This is a genomic window from Pseudomonas sp. CM25, from assembly GCF_013179705.1.
GTDB lineage: Bacteria > Pseudomonadota > Gammaproteobacteria > Pseudomonadales > Pseudomonadaceae > Aquipseudomonas.
In genome coordinates this window covers 1-16,122 of the sequence record NZ_JABMCW010000110.1, presented here as the reverse complement: position 1 = coordinate 16,122, position 16,122 = coordinate 1, and the positions used below count along the sequence as shown (strand labels likewise).

At 61.9% G+C, this 16,122-nt stretch carries 16 protein-coding genes; 8 read left to right on the top strand and 8 right to left on the bottom strand.

The window, feature by feature from the left end; all coding sequences use genetic code 11:
• Positions 1 to 351, bottom strand: a 351-nt coding sequence (gene purE, locus HP546_RS13900; protein ID WP_172226015.1) for a 5-(carboxyamino)imidazole ribonucleotide mutase, incomplete at its 3' end; no start/stop codon positions are given.
• A gap of 242 nt (positions 352 to 593) precedes the next feature.
• On the bottom strand, positions 594 to 1,511 hold the full coding sequence (locus HP546_RS13895) for a LysR substrate-binding domain-containing protein (RefSeq protein WP_172226012.1): 918 nt from the start codon (positions 1,509 to 1,511) through the stop codon (positions 594 to 596).
• Positions 1,512 to 1,693: 182 nt separating this feature from the next.
• On the opposite strand from HP546_RS13895, the gene aspA reads away from it, so the two are divergent.
• The 4 genes from aspA to HP546_RS13875 all read left to right on the top strand — a co-directional run bounded on the left by aspA (position 1,694) and on the right by HP546_RS13875 (position 6,667).
• Positions 1,694 to 3,118 carry an aspartate ammonia-lyase gene (gene aspA, locus HP546_RS13890; protein ID WP_172226009.1) on the top strand — a complete coding sequence of 475 codons (1,425 nt, stop codon included), beginning with the start codon at positions 1,694 to 1,696 and terminating at the stop codon, positions 3,116 to 3,118.
• Positions 3,119 to 3,296: 178 nt separating this feature from the next.
• Positions 3,297 to 4,289, top strand: a complete 993-nt coding sequence (locus HP546_RS13885) for an AraC family transcriptional regulator (protein WP_172226006.1) — start codon at positions 3,297 to 3,299, stop codon at positions 4,287 to 4,289.
• Positions 4,290 to 4,520: 231 nt separating this feature from the next.
• Positions 4,521 to 5,564, top strand: a complete 1,044-nt coding sequence (locus HP546_RS13880; RefSeq protein WP_172226003.1) for a histone deacetylase family protein — start codon at positions 4,521 to 4,523, stop codon at positions 5,562 to 5,564.
• Positions 5,564 to 6,667 (top strand): polyamine ABC transporter substrate-binding protein, encoded by a 1,104-nt coding sequence (locus HP546_RS13875; RefSeq protein WP_172226000.1) that lies wholly within the window; start codon positions 5,564 to 5,566, stop codon positions 6,665 to 6,667. The genes HP546_RS13880 and HP546_RS13875 overlap by 1 nt, the downstream gene beginning before the upstream one ends.
• A 52-nt stretch (positions 6,668 to 6,719) precedes the next feature.
• Here the strand turns inward: HP546_RS13875 and HP546_RS13870 are convergent, their stop codons facing one another.
• Complete coding sequence (locus HP546_RS13870; RefSeq protein WP_172225997.1) at positions 6,720 to 8,258, bottom strand: PLP-dependent aminotransferase family protein; 1,539 nt, start codon at positions 8,256 to 8,258, stop codon at positions 6,720 to 6,722.
• 91 nt (positions 8,259 to 8,349) lie between these two features.
• On the opposite strand from HP546_RS13870, the gene HP546_RS13865 reads away from it, so the two are divergent.
• The 3 genes from HP546_RS13865 to HP546_RS13855 are packed head-to-tail and all read left to right on the top strand — an operon-like array spanning position 8,350 to position 10,117.
• Positions 8,350 to 8,979: an FMN-binding negative transcriptional regulator gene (locus HP546_RS13865; protein ID WP_172225995.1), complete on the top strand. Its 630-nt coding sequence runs from the start codon at positions 8,350 to 8,352 to the stop codon at positions 8,977 to 8,979.
• A 12-nt stretch (positions 8,980 to 8,991) separates the two neighbouring features.
• A complete protein-coding gene (locus HP546_RS13860; RefSeq protein ID WP_172225992.1) occupies positions 8,992 to 9,438 on the top strand; it encodes a GNAT family N-acetyltransferase in 447 nt (148 codons plus the stop codon).
• A gap of 7 nt (positions 9,439 to 9,445) precedes the next feature.
• A complete protein-coding gene (locus HP546_RS13855) occupies positions 9,446 to 10,117 on the top strand; it encodes a GNAT family N-acetyltransferase (protein ID WP_172225989.1) in 672 nt (223 codons plus the stop codon).
• A 49-nt stretch (positions 10,118 to 10,166) separates the two neighbouring features.
• On the opposite strand, the gene HP546_RS13850 is transcribed toward HP546_RS13855, so the two are convergent.
• The 3 genes from HP546_RS13850 to HP546_RS13840 form a co-directional block, all read right to left on the bottom strand.
• Positions 10,167 to 10,445, bottom strand: a complete 279-nt coding sequence (locus HP546_RS13850; protein ID WP_172226018.1) for a helix-turn-helix transcriptional regulator — start codon at positions 10,443 to 10,445, stop codon at positions 10,167 to 10,169.
• Positions 10,446 to 10,651: 206 nt separating this feature from the next.
• Positions 10,652 to 12,460 (bottom strand): sodium-extruding oxaloacetate decarboxylase subunit alpha, encoded by a 1,809-nt coding sequence (oadA, locus tag HP546_RS13845; protein WP_172225986.1) that lies wholly within the window; start codon positions 12,458 to 12,460, stop codon positions 10,652 to 10,654.
• A gap of 11 nt (positions 12,461 to 12,471) precedes the next feature.
• Positions 12,472 to 13,887, bottom strand: coding sequence for an acetyl-CoA carboxylase biotin carboxylase subunit (locus HP546_RS13840; protein ID WP_172225984.1), 1,416 nt, complete (start codon positions 13,885 to 13,887; stop codon positions 12,472 to 12,474).
• Positions 13,888 to 14,076: 189 nt separating this feature from the next.
• Here HP546_RS13840 and HP546_RS13835 point away from each other — a divergent pair, with 189 nt between their 5' ends.
• Positions 14,077 to 15,039 (top strand): LysR family transcriptional regulator, encoded by a 963-nt coding sequence (locus tag HP546_RS13835; protein ID WP_172225981.1) that lies wholly within the window; start codon positions 14,077 to 14,079, stop codon positions 15,037 to 15,039.
• Here HP546_RS13835 and HP546_RS13830 read toward each other — a convergent pair.
• Both HP546_RS13830 and HP546_RS13825 read right to left on the bottom strand, forming a co-directional pair.
• Positions 14,981 to 15,199, bottom strand: coding sequence for a PA3496 family putative envelope integrity protein (locus tag HP546_RS13830; RefSeq protein WP_172225978.1), 219 nt, complete (start codon positions 15,197 to 15,199; stop codon positions 14,981 to 14,983). The genes HP546_RS13835 and HP546_RS13830 overlap by 59 nt on opposite strands.
• 108 nt (positions 15,200 to 15,307) lie before the next feature.
• Complete coding sequence (locus tag HP546_RS13825) at positions 15,308 to 16,120, bottom strand: SIS domain-containing protein (protein WP_256678481.1); 813 nt, start codon at positions 16,118 to 16,120, stop codon at positions 15,308 to 15,310.
• Positions 16,121 to 16,122: the final 2 nt, after the last annotated feature.

Genomic DNA, 16,122 nt, shown 5'->3' with positions numbered 1-16,122 from the left:
GCCGATGGCCAGGGTGGCTACCGGCACGCCGGCTGGCATCTGCACGATCGACAGCAGCGAATCGACACCCGACAGCATCGACGATTGCACCGGCACACCCAGCACCGGGAGGTGAGTCTTGGCGGCGCACATGCCTGGCAAGTGGGCTGCGCCACCGGCACCGGCGATGATCACCTCGATACCACGGCCTTCGGCCTCCTCGGCATACTGGAACAGCAAGTCCGGGGTGCGGTGGGCGGAAACCACCTTCACTTCGTAGGGAATGCCGAGTTTTTCCAGCATATCGGCGGTGTGGCTAAGGGTGGACCAATCGGACTTGGAGCCCATGATCACGCCAACCAGTGCACTCATCGTCGAGCCTCTCCTGCAAGCGCCTTCGGGCGCGCTAAAAGCAACAAGCCACGCAGGTGGGCCGGCGTGGCTTGTCATACGGATTCTGAATCGACCAGGTCGGCCGAAGGCGCGGGATTGTAGCGTATTTAAAGGCGGGCCGCCCACCCCCACAAGCACATGCCGGATCAAAGGGCAAGCTGTCTCGCGGGACAACTTTTCCTGCTGCTCACCAACCCGGCTGCTTCAGAAAATTCGCCCCCTCAAACTGATACCTCGCCCGGGTTGCCGGCCGACTCCAGCTTGCGCCACAACAGGCGCACATTCGCCTTGCGCACGAGTGCACAGCGGTACAGGCGGATTTCCAATGGCACGTGCCACTGGCTCCCCCCGCAGATAACCAATTCCCCGCGCTGCAGTTCGCCCCGCATCGACAGGCGCGGCACCCAGGCGATGCCCATTCCTTCCAGCGCCATACTCTTGAGGCTGTCGGCCATCGCCGTCTCGTAGACGGTGGTATAGCGCAGGTTGCGCTGGCGCAGCAGCAAGCTCACCGAACGCCCGAGGAACGCGCCGGCGCTGTAGGCCAGCAGCGGCACGCTGGCATCGCCTTCAAGATCGAACATGGGCTTGCCGTCGGCATCCGGCGTGCACACCGGCAACATTTCAGTGGTGCCCATGTGTAACGAAGGGAAGATCTCGGCGTCCATCTGCAGGGCGGCGTCGGGATCATAGAAAGCCAGCATCAGGTCGCAGCCACCTTCGCGCAATGCATGCACGGCATCCCCGACGTTAGTCGCAACCAGGCGCGTGGCAATGTTCAACCCATCGTTGCGCAACTGGGCGACCCAGCGCGGGAAAAAGCCCGATGCCAGGGAGTGAGCGGCTGCTACTTGCACTACCTCGCCCTGCCCGCCTTCCAGATGGTGCAAATGACGGAGAATTTCGCTCAACTGGTCGACAACGGTACGCGCAGTGACGAGAAACAGCTGGCCGGCCTCAGTCAGTTCGATCGGTGTGCGGGAACGATTGACCAGTTGCAGGCCCAAGGCTGCTTCAAGGCTGCGAATGCGCCGGCTGAAGGCCGGCTGGGTCACGAAACGCCGCTCTGCCGCCTGGGAAAAACTGCGGGTGGCAGCCAGCGCGCTGAAGTCTTCCAGCCATTTGCTTTCAAGGTTCACGAAGCACATCTCCTGGCATGCACCAAAATGGAACACGCTCGAATGTCAATTGGCGTCACATGAAACAGTATGCCGTTTACGCATAGGTTAGCGTGCAACAGCATTGGCCGCAAAATCACCTTAAGGCCTAGGATTAGCGCCATTCCGGCATGTGCCGGGTCAAAATCGAGATGATATACATCATGTCTTCCGCTGCATCGTTCCGCGTCGAAAAAGATCTGTTGGGTACCCTTGAAGTTCCTGCCGATGCCTACTACGGCATCCAGACCCTGCGCGCTGCCAACAACTTCCACCTCTCCGGCGTTCCGCTGTCGCACTACCCGAAACTGGTAGTCGGCCTGGCGATGGTCAAGCAGGCTGCTGCTGATGCCAACCGAGAGCTGGGGCACTTGAGCGATGCCAAGCATGCTGCCATCAGCGCTGCTTGCGGGCGACTGATCAAAGGCGACTATCACGAGCAGTTCGTGGTCGACATGATCCAGGGTGGTGCCGGTACTTCCACCAACATGAACGCCAACGAAGTCATCGCCAACATCGCGCTGGAGGCCATGGGCCACCAGAAGGGTGAGTACCAGTACTTGCACCCGAACAACGATGTGAACATGGCACAGTCGACCAACGACGCCTACCCGACGGCCATCCGCCTGGGCCTGCTGCTGGGCCATGACGCCCTGCTGGCCAGCCTCGACAGCCTGATCCAGGCCTTCGCTGCCAAGGGTAAGGAATTCGACCACGTACTGAAGATGGGCCGTACCCAGCTGCAGGACGCCGTGCCGATGACCCTGGGCCAGGAATTCCGCGCCTTCGCCACCACCATGACCGAAGACCTCAACCGTCTGCGTTCGCTGGCGCCTGAGCTGCTGACCGAAATCAACCTGGGTGGTACTGCCATCGGTACCGGTATCAACGCCGACCCGGGTTACCAGATGCTCGCCGTACAGCGCTTGGCACTCATCAGCGGCCAGCCGCTGGTACCGGCTGCCGACCTGATCGAAGCCACCTCCGACATGGGCGCTTTCGTGCTGTTCTCCGGCATGCTCAAGCGTACCGCGGTCAAGCTGTCGAAGATCTGCAACGACCTGCGCCTGCTGTCCAGCGGCCCGCGCACCGGCATCAACGAGATCAACCTGCCAGCGCGTCAGCCAGGCAGCTCGATCATGCCAGGCAAGGTCAACCCGGTTATTCCGGAAGCCGTCAACCAGGTGGCCTTCGCCATCATGGGCAACGACCTGGCCCTGACCGTCGCCGCCGAGGGTGGCCAGCTGCAGCTGAACGTGATGGAGCCGCTGATCGCCTACAAGATCTTCGACTCGATCCGCCTGCTGCAACGCGCCATGGACATGCTGCGCGAGCACTGCATCGTCGGCATCACTGCCAACGAACAGCGCTGCCGTGAACTGGTCGAGCACTCGATCGGCCTGGTCACCGCCCTGAACCCGTACATCGGCTACGAAAACGCCACCCGTATCGCCCGTGTCGCCCTGGAAACCGGCCGCGGCGTGCTGGAACTGGTGCGCGAGGAACAGCTGCTGGACGAAGCGATGCTCAACGACATCCTGCGTCCGGAAAACATGATCGCTCCACGTCTGGTTCCGCTGAAGGCGTAACCAGGCTGCTGCAAACAGTCTCACCAGGTTAAGGGACTAGACACCTCTCAACCTTTCAAGGCCCGAGCCTATGCCTCGGGCCTTTTTTTGCCTGATGAATTTGTGGCCGCTTGCCAGCCCCGGGTATCGGCACACAACTTGCTCCATAATGCATCCCAGTCCAACGGGATTACCCAGCATGCTGCACAGCCACCTGACCACACTCAACGCAGTTTCGCTGATCCTCAACGTCTTCCAGGCAGACGGTTGCGAAGCTTCGGCGCTGCTGGCCGGCAGCGGCATCGGCCCGGCAGACCTTGGCCACGCCGATGCGCGCATCACCACCCAGCAAGAGCTGCAGGTGTGCGCCAACGCCGTGGCCCGGCGCGAGGACATCGGCCTGGAGCTGGGTCGGCGCATGCATGTGTCGTGCTATGGCATGCTCGGTTACGCCCTGCTCTCCAGTGCCACTTTGGGTGACGCCCTGCGCCTGGCGCTGCAGTATCCGGCACTGCTGGGAACAGTTTTCAAGCTGCGCTTGCTCGACGATGGCCAGCGCGTCTGGTTCAGCGCCAGCGATTACCACGACAGCGCAGCGCTTGGCGCTTTCAACGCCGAATTCTGCCTGGTGTCGCTGAAAATCATCTGCGACGACCTGCTTGGCTGCCCGCTGCCGCTGCTGGGTGCGCGTTTCGAACACGCCCGGCCCGGCTACCACGCGCTTTATGACGGTGCATTCCAGTGCGCGATCGGTTTCGACGCAGAGGACAATGCCTTCGCCTTCGAGCGGCGCTGGCTGGACATGCCGCTGCCACTGGCCGACCCGATTACCCACAAGGCCATGAGCGAACGTTGCCGGCGGCTGAACCTTGAGTTCACCGGCCGCCAGGCCTGGCTGGGGCGTATTCGTCAATTGCTGGCGCAGCAACTGGACGCCGCACCTGGGCTGGAAGGGTTGGCGCGGCAGATGAATTGTTCTTCCCGCACGCTGCGGCGGCATTTGCAGGCATTGGGCAGCAGTTATCAACAGCTGCTGGATGAACTGAGGTTCGAGCGGGCCAAGCAGTTGCTGGCCGATGAGCAGATGCCGATCTACCGGATTGCCGAGACTTTGGGGTTCAGCGAGACGGCCAGTTTCCGGCATGCCTTCCAGCGCTGGAGTGGTGTGGCACCCAGCCACTTCCGCGGTTGACCTGTCCCGCCCCTTCGCGGGTGAACCCGCTCCCACAGGTATTGCACCAGCCTTGGGTGCGGCACCAAACCGTGTGGGAGCGGGTTCACCCGCGAAGGGGCCAGTACAGTTCAACAACAATCCGGCCACAGCGCTTGGCCACATCGATCCCCTTTTGGCCGTTTGCGTCGTTCTCCATAACTGACCGGCACATGACAATGGGCCCACGCCAGTACCCACCGGAGAACAACAATGCTGACGATCTATTCCGATGACCATCGCCTGCACCACGGCCGCTGCGAGCTGATCGACGGCAAGCTGATGCCCTGCTTCGAAATGCCTTCGCGCGCCGACCATGTGCTGGAGCAGGTGAAACAGCGCAACCTTGGTGATATCCAGGGCCCCACCGACTTTGGCCGCTCGCCCTTGTTGCGGGTCCACAGCGCAGATTATCTGGACTTCTTCGAAGGCGCCTGGGCACGCTGGGCCGCACTCGGCCACGAGGGCGACCTGTTGCCGTTCACCTGGCCAGCACGCACCCTGCGCCAGGTAAAACCTACCGGCCTGCACGGTGAACTGGGCTATTACAGCTTCGATGCCGGCGCGCCGATCACCGCCGGTACCTGGCGGGCCGCCTACAGCGCTGCTCAGGTAGCCCTCACTGCCCAGGCGGCCATCGAGCAAGGCGCGCATTCGGCCTTCGCCCTGTGCCGCCCGCCAGGGCACCACGCCGCTGGCGAAGTCATGGGCGGCTACTGCTACCTGAACAACGCCGCCATCGCCGCCCAGGCCTTCCTCGACCAGGGCCGGAACAAGGTCGCCATCCTCGACGTCGACTATCACCACGGCAACGGCACCCAAGACATCTTCTACCAGCGCAACGACGTGTTTTTCGCCTCGATCCATGGCGACCCGCAGGCCGAGTTCCCGTTTTTCCTGGGCTACGCCGACGAGACAGGCGAAGGCGCCGGCGAAGGTTTCAACATCAACTACCCCTTGCCCGCTGGCAGCGACTGGGCGGCCTGGAGCGCTGCGCTGGAGCAAGCCTGCCAACGCATCGCCAGCTATGACGCCGACGTGCTGGTGATCTCGCTGGGCGTGGACACCTTCAAGGACGACCCGATCTCGCAATTCAAGCTGGACAGCCCGGACTACCTGGAAATGGGCAAGCGCATCGCCGAGCTCGGCAAGCCGACCCTGTTCGTGATGGAAGGCGGCTACGCTGTGGAAGAAATCGGTATCAACGCGGTCAATGTGCTGGACGGTTTCCAGCGCGCCCAGCCAGGAGCCCGGTAATGGTCCGACTCAAGCGTCTGCTCACCCCGTTCATCGCTGCCACCCTGTTCACCGGTGCCCTGCACGCTCAGGCCGAGCAGCGCACCCTGCGTGTATATAACTGGTTCGATTACATCACCCCGCAGACCTTGACCGACTTCAAGAAGGACAGCGGCGTCAAGCTGGTGTACGACATCTTCGACACCAACGAAGCGCTGGAAGCCAAGCTGCTGACCGGCAACTCCGGTTATGACGTGGTGGTGCCGTCCAACGTGTTCCTGGCCAAGCAGATCGAAGCCGGGGTGTTCCAGCCGCTGGACCGCAGCAAGCTGCCCAACTGGCAACACCTGGACCCGGCACTGATGAAGCTGATCGAGGCCAACGACCCCGGCAACAAATTTGCGGTGCCCTACATGTATGGCACCGTGCTGATCGGCTTCAACCCGGCCAAGGTCAAGGCTGCGCTCGGCGACAACGCCCCGGTGGACAGCTGGGACCTGATCTTCAAGGAAGAGAACATCGCCAAGCTCAAGCAATGCGGTGTGGCACTGCTCGACTCACCCTCGGAGATTCTGCCACTGGCTTTGCAGTACCTGGGCTTGCCGCCCAACAGCGACAAACCGGCAGACTACAAGCAAGCCGAGGCGTTGATGCTGAAGATTCGCCCGCATATCACCTACTTCCACTCTTCCAAGTACATGGCAGACATCGCCAATGGCGATATTTGTGTAGCGGTGGGCTACAGCGGCAGCTTCTCCCAGGCCGCCAACCGTGCCCGCGAAGCCAAGAATGGCGTGGTAGTCGATATGCGCCTGCCAAAGGAAGGTGCACCGATCTGGTTCGACATGCTGGCGATTCCGAAGAACGCGGCCAACCCGGAAGATGCCCATGAATTCATCAATTACCTGCTGCGGCCCGAGGTGATTGCGCCGATCAGCGACTTTGTCGGGTATCCGAACCCCAACAAGGATGCGACCGACAAGGTGAGCCCGGCGATTCGCAACAACCCCAACCTGTATCCGACGGCAGAGGCGATGGCCAAGCTTTATACCCTCAAGCCTTTGGCGCGGGATGCAGAGCGGGCCAGGACTCGGGCTTGGACGCGGATCAAATCCGGGACCTGAGTTGGATTCTTCGCGGGTGAACCCGCTCCAACAGGATCTTGTGGGAGCGGGTTCACCCGCGAAGAGGCCGCCAAGCCTTGCGCAATTTCATCATGGCCTCGGCAATTTCCCCCTCCGGTACCGCGGCAAACCCGAGCACCAGCCCCGCGCGCTTATCCACAGGCACATCGCTGTTCGCCAACCAGAAATTGCTCAGCGGCGTCACCTCCACCCCCATCGCTTCCGCCTGGGCCACCAACTCCTGCTCCCGCGCAAAGTTATCCACATCAACCTTTACATGTAGCCCGGCCGCCACTTCCGGCATGCCGCCCAACCCCGGAATATCCTCAGGCCAACCCGCCTTGAGCACATTGCGCCGGCTCAACGCCGCCTTGCGCATACGGCGGATATGCCGCTGGAAGTGCCCCCTGGCCATGAACTCGGCCATTACGCACTGGCTGCTGACCTCCGAATGCCGCACCGCCAGCGCTTTGCCCTGGCTGAATGCCTGCACCAGGCGCGGCGGCAACACCAGATAGCCCAGTCGCAACGCCGGGAAGGCGATCTTGCCGAAGGTGCCAACATATAAAACACGCCCATGTCGGTCGAGAGCCGCCAGCGGGGCCAAGGGAGCGCCGCTGTAACGGTACTCGCCATCGTAGTCGTCTTCGATAATCCAGCCATCGCTTTGCTCGGCCCATGCCAGCAACTGAAGACGGCGCGCCAGACTCATGGTGACCCCGGTCGGATACTGGTGGGCCGGCGTGACATAGGCCAGCCGGCAATCTTCAAGCTGCGCGAGCTGGCGACAGTCCATCCCATCTTCGTCCACCGCCACGCCATGCAACTTGCCACCGACCAGCGCAAAGGCGTGTCCGGCCGCGCGGTAGCCTGGGTTTTCCACAGCCACCCCGTCGCCAGGCTGCAGCAGCAGCTGTGCACAAAGGCTGATGGCCTGCTGCGCGCCACTGGTGATCACAATTTGCTCAGCCGTGCAGCTCAGCCCGCGCGAACGGCGCAGGTAAGCCGCGATCAGCTCGCGCAACGCAGGCTCACCTGCCGGGTCACCGTAGCCCAGCTGCGCTGGTGACGGATTACGCCAGAAACCCGCCTGCAGCTTGGCCCAGACATCGAACGGGAACAGGTCGAACGCGGGGATGCCGACGCGAAAAGCACGCGGGGCAGCGCTTTTTGGCGGAGGTAAATGATGATTTTTCAGACGCTGCAACGGCTCGCTGATGCGTCTATTGCTGGATAAATACTCAGTATTTTTCGGGTTAAATGTGGATAACCCTGTTGATAAACCCAGGGATAACCCTGTGGATAGTTGTGTGGATAGTTTCGGCAGGCGACTGACGTAAGTGCCGTCACCTACCCGGCTTTCAATGTACCCCTCGGCATACAGCTGGTCATAGGCACGCACCACGCTGTTGCGTGACAGCGCCAGCATCGCGGCCAGGTCCCGGCTGGCCGGCAGCCGCGTGCCGCTGCTCAGCCGCCCGTCCAGTACCCGCGCACGCAGCGCCTGGTACAACTGCTGGCTTAGCCCGCGGCGGCGATCCAAGTCAATCCCGGCAGGGTCGAAAGGCAGTATGAGGGGGCGCTCGCTCATGGCATTGGACCTATCAAAACAGGCAGTAATGGCTCTTACCCAGAACCAATAGCCTGCCTAGGATAGAGCCATTGGACAAGGGACTCGACACATGTACAACAGCAAGCCGCACCAGGAACACGACCTCGGTCGCCTGCACCAGCACATGCTGGACACCCGCCTGGCGGTTCTGGTCAGCCAAGGCGAACAGGGCCTGCTGGCCACCCACCTGCCGGTGCTGGTCGACACCGCCGAAGGCGAATACGGCACCGTCTATGCCCACCTGGCGCGGGCCAACCGCCAGTGGCAGGACCTGGCGCAGGGTGGCGAAGCCCTGCTGGTGTTCCCCGGTGCCGATGCCTACGTCAGCCCCGGCTACTATCCGAGCAAGGCCGAGAACCCCAAAGTGGTGCCAACCTGGAACTACCTGGCCGTGCACGCCTATGGCCCGGCCGAAGTGATCCATGATGCCGCGCCGCTGCTGGCTATCGTCAGCCGCCTGACCGATCGCCACGAACAAGGCCGCAGCGCCCCGTGGAGCGTCACCGACGCCCCTGCTGATTATATTGACGGCATGCTTCGCGCCATCGTCGGCATCCGCCTGCCCATCACCCGCCTGCAAGGTGCACGCAAGCTCAGCCAGAACCGCGCCGGGCAAGACATCGCCGGTGTACGCGAAGGCCTCGGCGCCAGCCCCGATCCACTGGACAACCAACTCGCGGCGCACATGCGCCAGCTCTGAAGGAATAGCCCCATGCCCAGCGTTACCCTGCGCCCCGTTACCGCCCAAGACCATGCTGCCTGGCTCGGCTTGTGGCAGGCCTACCTGCATTTCTATGCAACCGAGCTGGCCGATGAGGTCAGCCTGAGCACCTGGCAACGCCTGCTCGACCCGAACGAACCAACCCATTCGACCCTGGCCTGGGTGGATGGCAAGGCGGTGGGGATGGTCAACTTCATCTACCATCGTTCCAACTGGAGCATCGAGAATTCCTGCTACCTGCAGGACCTGTACGTGGACGAGACGCAGCGCGGCCTGGGTATCGGCCGCCAGCTGATCGAGCACGTCTACGCCACTGCCAAGGCCGACAGTTGCATCAAGGTGCACTGGCTGACCCACGAGACCAACGCCACCGCCATCAGCCTGTATCAGCAGGTTGCCGAGCGATCGGGCTTCATCCAATTCCGCAAAGGGTTGTAAGCCGAACATGACTGACGCATTGCACTGGAAACCCGCTGCCGTACCTCGAGCCGAGCCCATCGAGGGCCGCTTCATTCGCCTGGAAAAGCTCGACCCTGTGCGCCATGGCGACGACCTCTGGGAGGCGCTGCAGGGGCCGGCATCCGACCCTGTGCTGTGGGACTACCTGCCCTATGGCCCATTCACCGAGCGTGGCGCCTTCGACCGCTGGCTGGAAGGCAATGCCGCCGGCCTCGACCCGCTGTTCTATACCGTCAGCGACCGCGCCACCGGCCAGGCCCAGGGCATTCTCAGCCTAATGTCGATTGTGCCCGACCATGGCCGCATCGAAATCGGCCACATCGCCTTCGGCGCCGCCATGCAACGTACGCCCAAGGGCACCGAGGCGGTGTACCTGCTGGGCAAGCTGGGTTTCGAACTGGGTAACCGCCGGCTGGAATGGAAGTGCAACAACGCCAACGCCCGCTCCAAGCGGGCGGCGGAGCGGTTTGGCTTCGAGTTCGAGGGCGTGTTCCGCAAGCACCTGGTGGTCAAGGACCATAACCGCGATACGGCGTGGTATTCGATTACCGATGATGAGTGGCCGCAGGTGGCGGCAGGGTTCGAGCGGTGGTTGAGCGATGCCAACCAGCGGCCTGAAGGTCAGGTACACACCCTTGAGGCATGCCGGATAGGCTGATATTGACCACGGATCACGGGCCAGCAGGCCTGTGATCGGTATGAAGATACTACCTGACCTTGGTGGCGCGCCTGACCACGCCCATCTGTAAACCGAATGGCTTGAATACAGCGTTCAATGACTTGAGCGTGGGGTTACCATCCCCCTGCTCGATCTGAATCAGCGTACGCACTGAAACCTTGCACATCCGCGCGAACTGAGTCTGCTGCATTTTCGCCACCTCCACGCGTAGCCGTCGCACGGCTGCCCCCAACTCAAGGCTCCCCTCGGCGATACCTTCGCGCACGCCATCGATCAGCAGCCCGCGGGCGTCGATGGAAACCGTCATGCCAACCCCCCACTCCGCCATTCGGCGCTCAAGCTTGCCCAGCGCAATCGCCGGGTGATTCATCACTGCATCCGGGAAAATTTTTGCATTTTAATGCAGATGTAAACCAACCATCAGTATCAAATCTGCAATAAAATGCATCAGCACGAAAAAAAAGGGGAGCATTCGCTCCCCAGAGGTAAACCGCTTGTAGATGAAGGCTTCTGTCAGCCCTCGATCTCGATCAGGATCTCACCCGGCGTCACACGGTCGCCCTTGGCCACGTGGATGGCCACGACCTTGCCGGCAATGGCTGCCTGCACTTCGGTCTCCATCTTCATGGCTTCGGTAATCAGCACGGCCTGGCCGGCCTTGACCGAGTCGCCTTCCTTGACCAGGACATCGACGATGTTGCCTGGCATGTTGGTGGTCACATGGCCCGGGGCGCTGGCCTGCTTGCGCTTGCTGCCGCCGCCGCCGACGAATTCGTTGAGTGGCTCGAACACCACTTCCTCCGGCATGCCGTCGATCGACAGGTAGAAGTGACGCTTGCCTTCGGCCTTCACGCCCACACCGGTGATGTCGACGCGATAGGTTTCGCCGTGCACGTCGATGACGAATTCGGTCGGCACGCCTTCACCGCCCGGGGCAGCCACCGCGCCAGCTTCCGGAATCGGCAGCAGGGCTTCCGGGGTGAGGGTGCCGGCTTCGCGTTCTTCGAGGAACTTGCGGCCAATGTCAGGGAACATGGCGTAGGTCAGCACATCCTCTTCACAACGGGCCAAGGCGCCGATATCGCCGCGCAACTTGGTCATTTCCGGCTTCAGCAGGTCGGCCGGGCGCACATCGATCACTTCTTCGCTGCCGATCGCCTGACGACGCAGCTGTTCACTGACCACGCCAGGAGCCTTGCCGTAACCGCCTTGCAGGTACAGCTTCACCTCGTTGGTGATGGTCTTGTAGCGCTCGCCCGCCAGCACGTTGAAGAACGCCTGGGTACCGACGATCTGCGAAGTGGGGGTAACCAGCGGCGGGAAGCCGAGGTCTTCGCGAACGCGCGGGATCTCAGCCAGCACTTCGTTCATGCGGTTGAGGGCGCCCTGCTCCTTGAGCTGGTTGGCCAGGTTGGAAATCATCCCGCCCGGCACCTGGTTGACCTGCACACGGGTGTCGACAGTGGTGAATTCGCTTTCGAACTGGTGGTACTTCTTGCGCACGGCATAGAAGTACAAGCCGATTTCCTGCAGCAGCTCCAGGTCCAGGCCGGTGTCGAACTCGCTGCCCTTGAGCGCGGCAACCATCGACTCGGTACCCGGGTGGCTGGTGCCCCAGGCGAAGCTGGAGATAGCGGTGTCGATGTGGTCGGCACCGTTTTCCACCGCTTTCAGCTGGCACATGGCAGCCAGGCCGGCGGTGTCGTGGGAGTGGATGAACACCGGCAACGATTGCTCGGCTTTCAGCGCCTTGACCAGTTCACCAGTGGCAAATGGGGTCAGCAGGCCGGCCATGTCCTTGATCGCGACCGAATCGCAACCCATGGCTTCCATCTGCTTGGCCTGGTTCACGAAGGCGTCGATTGTGTGCACGGGGCTGGTGGTGTAGGCGATGGTGCCCTGGGCGTGCTTGCCGGCAGCCTTGACGGCCTCGATGGCTACCCGCAGGTTACGCACGTCGTTCATGGCGTCGAAGATACGGAACACATCGATGCCGTTGACCGCAGCCTTGGCAACGAAGGCTTTGACCACGTCGTCGCTGTAGTGGCGGTAGCCCAGCAGGTTCTGGCCGCGCAGCAGCATTTGCAGGCGGGTGTTGGGCAGCGCCGCGCGCAGTTTGCGCAGGCGCTCCCATGGGTCTTCCTTGAGGAAGCGCACGCAGGCATCGAAGGTGGCGCCGCCCCAGACTTCCAGCGACCAGTAGCCGACCTTGTCGAGCTTTTCACAGATCGGGAGCATGTCTTCGGTACGCATGCGGGTAGCCAGCAGGGACTGGTGGGCGTCGCGCAGGATCGTGTCGGTTACGTGAATTTTCTTGGACATTATGGGGTTCCTCACAGGCCTGCGTGGGCGGCGATGGCGGCGGCGATGGCCAGGGCCAGCTCTTCGGGTTTGCGCTTGATCGAGTAGTTGGTCAGTTCAGGGTGGCTTTCAACGAAGCTGGTGTTGAACTGGCCGCTACGGAATTCCGGATTGCGCAGGATTTCCTGGTAGTACGCGGCGGTGGTCTTCACCCCTTGCACGCGCATGTCGTCCAGGGCCCGCAGGCCGCGGTCCATGGCTTCTTCCCAGGTCAGCGCCCACACCACCAGCTTCAGGCACATGGAGTCGTAGAACGGCGGAATGGTGTAGCCGGTGTAGATCGCCGTATCGGTGCGCACGCCCGGGCCGCCGGGGGCGTAGTAACGGGTGATCTTGCCGAAGCTGGGCAGGAAGTTGTTTTTCGGGTCTTCGGCGTTGATGCGGAACTGCAGCGCATAGCCGCGGTGCTGGATGTCTTCCTGCTTCACCGACAGCGGCAGGCCCGAGGCAATGCGGATCTGCTCGCGGACGATGTCGATACCGGTGATTTCCTCGGTGATGGTGTGCTCCACCTGCACCCGGGTGTTCATTTCCATGAAGTACACCTCGCCATCGGCGAGCAGGAACTCCACGGTACCGGCGTTCTCGTAGTTGACCGCCTTGGCCGCACGCACCGCCAGGTCGCCGATGTAGGCGCGCTGCTCGGGGGTAAGCTGTGGGCTCGGAGCGATTTCGACGAGCTTCTGGTTACGGCGCTGGATCGAGCAGTCGCGCTCGAACAGGTGCACCACATTGCCGAAGCTGTCACCGAGGATCTGCGCCTCGATGTGTTTGGGGTTGACGATGCACTTTTCCAGGAACACTTCGGCCGAGCCAAAGGCCTTGGTGGCTTCGGATATCACCCGCGGGAAGTTCTGTTCCAGTTCTTCGCGGCTGTTGCAACGACGAATACCGCGGCCGCCACCCCCGGAGGTAGCTTTCAGCATCACCGGATAACCGATGCGCTCGCCTTCGCTGAGGGCTTCGTGGATGTCGGCAACGTTGCCTTCGGTACCTGGTGTAACCGGCACACCGGCGGCGATCATGGTGCGGCGTGCTTCGGTCTTGTCGCCCATGCGACGAATGACGTCGGCGGCCGGGCCGATGAACTTGATCCCGCGCTCGGCGCAAATCTCTGCCAGTTCAGCGTTTTCCGACAGGAAACCATAGCCAGGGTGCAGGGCATCACAGCCGGTTTCCACAGCCAGGTTCACCAGCTTGCGCGGGTTCAGGTAACCGGCCAGCGGTTCTTCACCAATGCTATGAGCTTCGTCGGCGCGCTTGACGTGCAGGGCGTGCCGGTCGGCGTCGGAATAGATCGCTACCGAGCGAATGCCCATCTCGGCGCAGGCACGCACGATCCGAACTGCAATTTCACCTCGGTTGGCGATCAGGATTTTTTTTATCACTGGAGTCTTCCCAAAGCCGTAGGAACAGTCGAGCCGGTTCTACCGGTCGGCGCGTGACCAAGCATTGCTGGCCAGTCGCGTATTCACCCTAGCGCTGTAGGTCGATAAACAAAAATCAATATTTGTTAGGGGCTGTATTAGCAAAAGCTTATAGTTCGGTAACAGGGTGTTGCCAATGAGCTGAAAAAAATGCGTAAGTCCTTGATGCGTATGACATTGCGTCAATTGCAGATCTTCAACGAGGTGTGCGATTTGCGCTCATACAGCCGCGCGGCGGAGGAAATGGCGCTGACACAACCCGCCGTCAGCCTGCAGATCCGCCAGCTTGAAGAGCTGATCGGCCAGCCGCTGTTCGAGTACATCGGTAAAAAGCTTTATCTGACGGAAGCGGCCGAGGCCCTGCAGCGCGCCAGCCGCGACATCTTCGGGCGCCTGGAGAGCCTGGACATGCAACTGTCGGACATGCAGGGCTCACTGCAAGGGCAGCTGAAGCTGGCGATCGAGTCCAGTGCCAAGTACTTCGTGCCACACCTGTTCGCCGCCTTCAAGCAACGTCACCCGGAGGTCAACCTGACCTTGACGGTGGTCAACCGCGCCCAGGCCATCCGCCGCCTGTCCGACAACCGCGACGACCTGATCATCATGTCCATGGTGCCGCAGGACATGGGTCTGGAATTTTTGCCGTTTCTGAATAACCCGATCATTGCCGTGGCCCCGCCCGAGCACCCGCTCTGCAAGCTGGAGCAGCTGCGCCTGCAGGACCTGGAGCCTCATACCCTGCTGGTCCGCGAGCAAGGCTCGGGCACACGCAAAGCCTGCGAAGAGTACTTCAAGGACAAGCGCGTGCACTTCACCCAGACTCTGGAAGTGGCCTCGGCCGATGCCCAGCGCGAGTGCGTGATCGCAGGCCTTGGTATCGCCCTGCTGACCCGCCATGCGGTCAACCTGGAACTGGCCACCGGGGCGCTGAAGGAGCTGCCGGTGGAAGAACTGCCGCTGTACCGCAGCTGGTGCGTGGTACAGGCCAAGGCCAAACGGCAGTCACCGGTGGCCTTGGCTTTCCTGGCATTCATCCGCGGCGAACGTGCATTGATCAGTGCGCTTGTTGAGCGTTTTTCGGGGAAGTTGCTGCCGACGCCTGCCACACAGTGAGCTCTTGCAGCTCAGGGTAGTCCACCAGGTCGCGCAGCAGTTGACGTTGGTCGCAATAGCTCTCGATCGCCCGGCGGTATTCCATGCGGCGCTGATCCTTTTCCTGCTGCTTGCGAGCCTTGGCGTTGGGTTGGTACGTACCGTCGAAGTCACGAGCCATTGCCTGTCTCCCAGATAGGGTGCGGAGGCTTCAGACTGGCAATGGAGGTTGACGTTTTGGCTGTGAAATGGTGACAAAACAGTGAAATCTGCCTTGCCGGGCCATTGATCAGTCGTCGGTAGCCTTGATCGACTTGGGCGACAAACGCAGGCTGCGCAAGCTGCGCTTCACGCTCTTCAGGTGGTTGACCAGGCTCGGCCCGCGCGCCATGGCCACGCCCATGGCCAGCACGTCGATTACCACAAGGTGGGCGATACGCGAGGTCAGCGGGGTATAGATTTCGGTGTCCTCGTGCACGTCGATTGCCAGGTTGACGGTCGACAGCTCGGCTAGAGGCGTCTGGCTGGGGCACAGGGTGATCAGGTTGGCGCCACTCTCACGTACCAGGTTGGCAGTGATCAACAGGTCCTTGGACCGCCCCGACTGGGAAATGCACACCGCTACATCGCCCGGTTTCAGGGTAACCGCCGACATCGCCTGCATGTGCGGGTCGGAGTACGCTGCCGCGCTGAGCAGCAAGCGGAAGAACTTGTGCTGGGCGTCGGCCGCCACCGCACCCGATGCGCCAAAACCATAGAATTCCACACGCTGTGCCTGGGCCATGGCACTCACCGCCAACTGCAGCGCCTGCGGGTCGAGGTGCTCGCGCACCTCCATCAGGGTGTGCAGGGTGGTGTCGAAAATCTTCAGGCTGTAGTCGGCGACCGAGTCGTCTTCATGGATGGCGAACTGGCCGAAACTGGCCCCGGCGGCCAGGCTTTGCGCCAGCTTCAGCTTGAGGTCCTGGAAGCCCGAGCAACCGATAGCCCGGCAGAAACGCACGATGGTCGGCTCGCTGATACCCACGTTGTGCGCCAGGTCGGCCATCGAGCTGTGCATGACGGCAGCCGGGTCCAGCAGCACGTGGTCGGCCACTTTCAGTT

Excerpts from the sequence above, each read along its gene's own strand:
- aspA (WP_172226009.1), top strand. The coding sequence starts at position 1,694 with ATGTCTTCCGCTGCATCGTTCCGCGTCGAAAAAGATCTGTTGGGTACC.
- HP546_RS13885 (WP_172226006.1), top strand. The coding sequence starts at position 3,297 with ATGCTGCACAGCCACCTGACCACACTCAACGCAGTTTCGCTGATCCTC.
- HP546_RS13880 (WP_172226003.1), top strand. The coding sequence starts at position 4,521 with ATGCTGACGATCTATTCCGATGACCATCGCCTGCACCACGGCCGCTGC.
- HP546_RS13875 (WP_172226000.1), top strand. The coding sequence starts at position 5,564 with ATGGTCCGACTCAAGCGTCTGCTCACCCCGTTCATCGCTGCCACCCTG.
- HP546_RS13870 (WP_172225997.1), bottom strand. The coding sequence starts at position 8,258 with ATGAGCGAGCGCCCCCTCATACTGCCTTTCGACCCTGCCGGGATTGAC.
- HP546_RS13865 (WP_172225995.1), top strand. The coding sequence starts at position 8,350 with ATGTACAACAGCAAGCCGCACCAGGAACACGACCTCGGTCGCCTGCAC.
- HP546_RS13860 (WP_172225992.1), top strand. The coding sequence starts at position 8,992 with ATGCCCAGCGTTACCCTGCGCCCCGTTACCGCCCAAGACCATGCTGCC.
- HP546_RS13855 (WP_172225989.1), top strand. The coding sequence starts at position 9,446 with ATGACTGACGCATTGCACTGGAAACCCGCTGCCGTACCTCGAGCCGAG.
- HP546_RS13850 (WP_172226018.1), bottom strand. The coding sequence starts at position 10,445 with ATGACGGTTTCCATCGACGCCCGCGGGCTGCTGATCGATGGCGTGCGC.
- oadA (WP_172225986.1), bottom strand. The coding sequence starts at position 12,460 with ATGTCCAAGAAAATTCACGTAACCGACACGATCCTGCGCGACGCCCAC.
- HP546_RS13835 (WP_172225981.1), top strand. The coding sequence starts at position 14,077 with ATGCGTAAGTCCTTGATGCGTATGACATTGCGTCAATTGCAGATCTTC.
- HP546_RS13830 (WP_172225978.1), bottom strand. The coding sequence starts at position 15,199 with ATGGCTCGTGACTTCGACGGTACGTACCAACCCAACGCCAAGGCTCGC.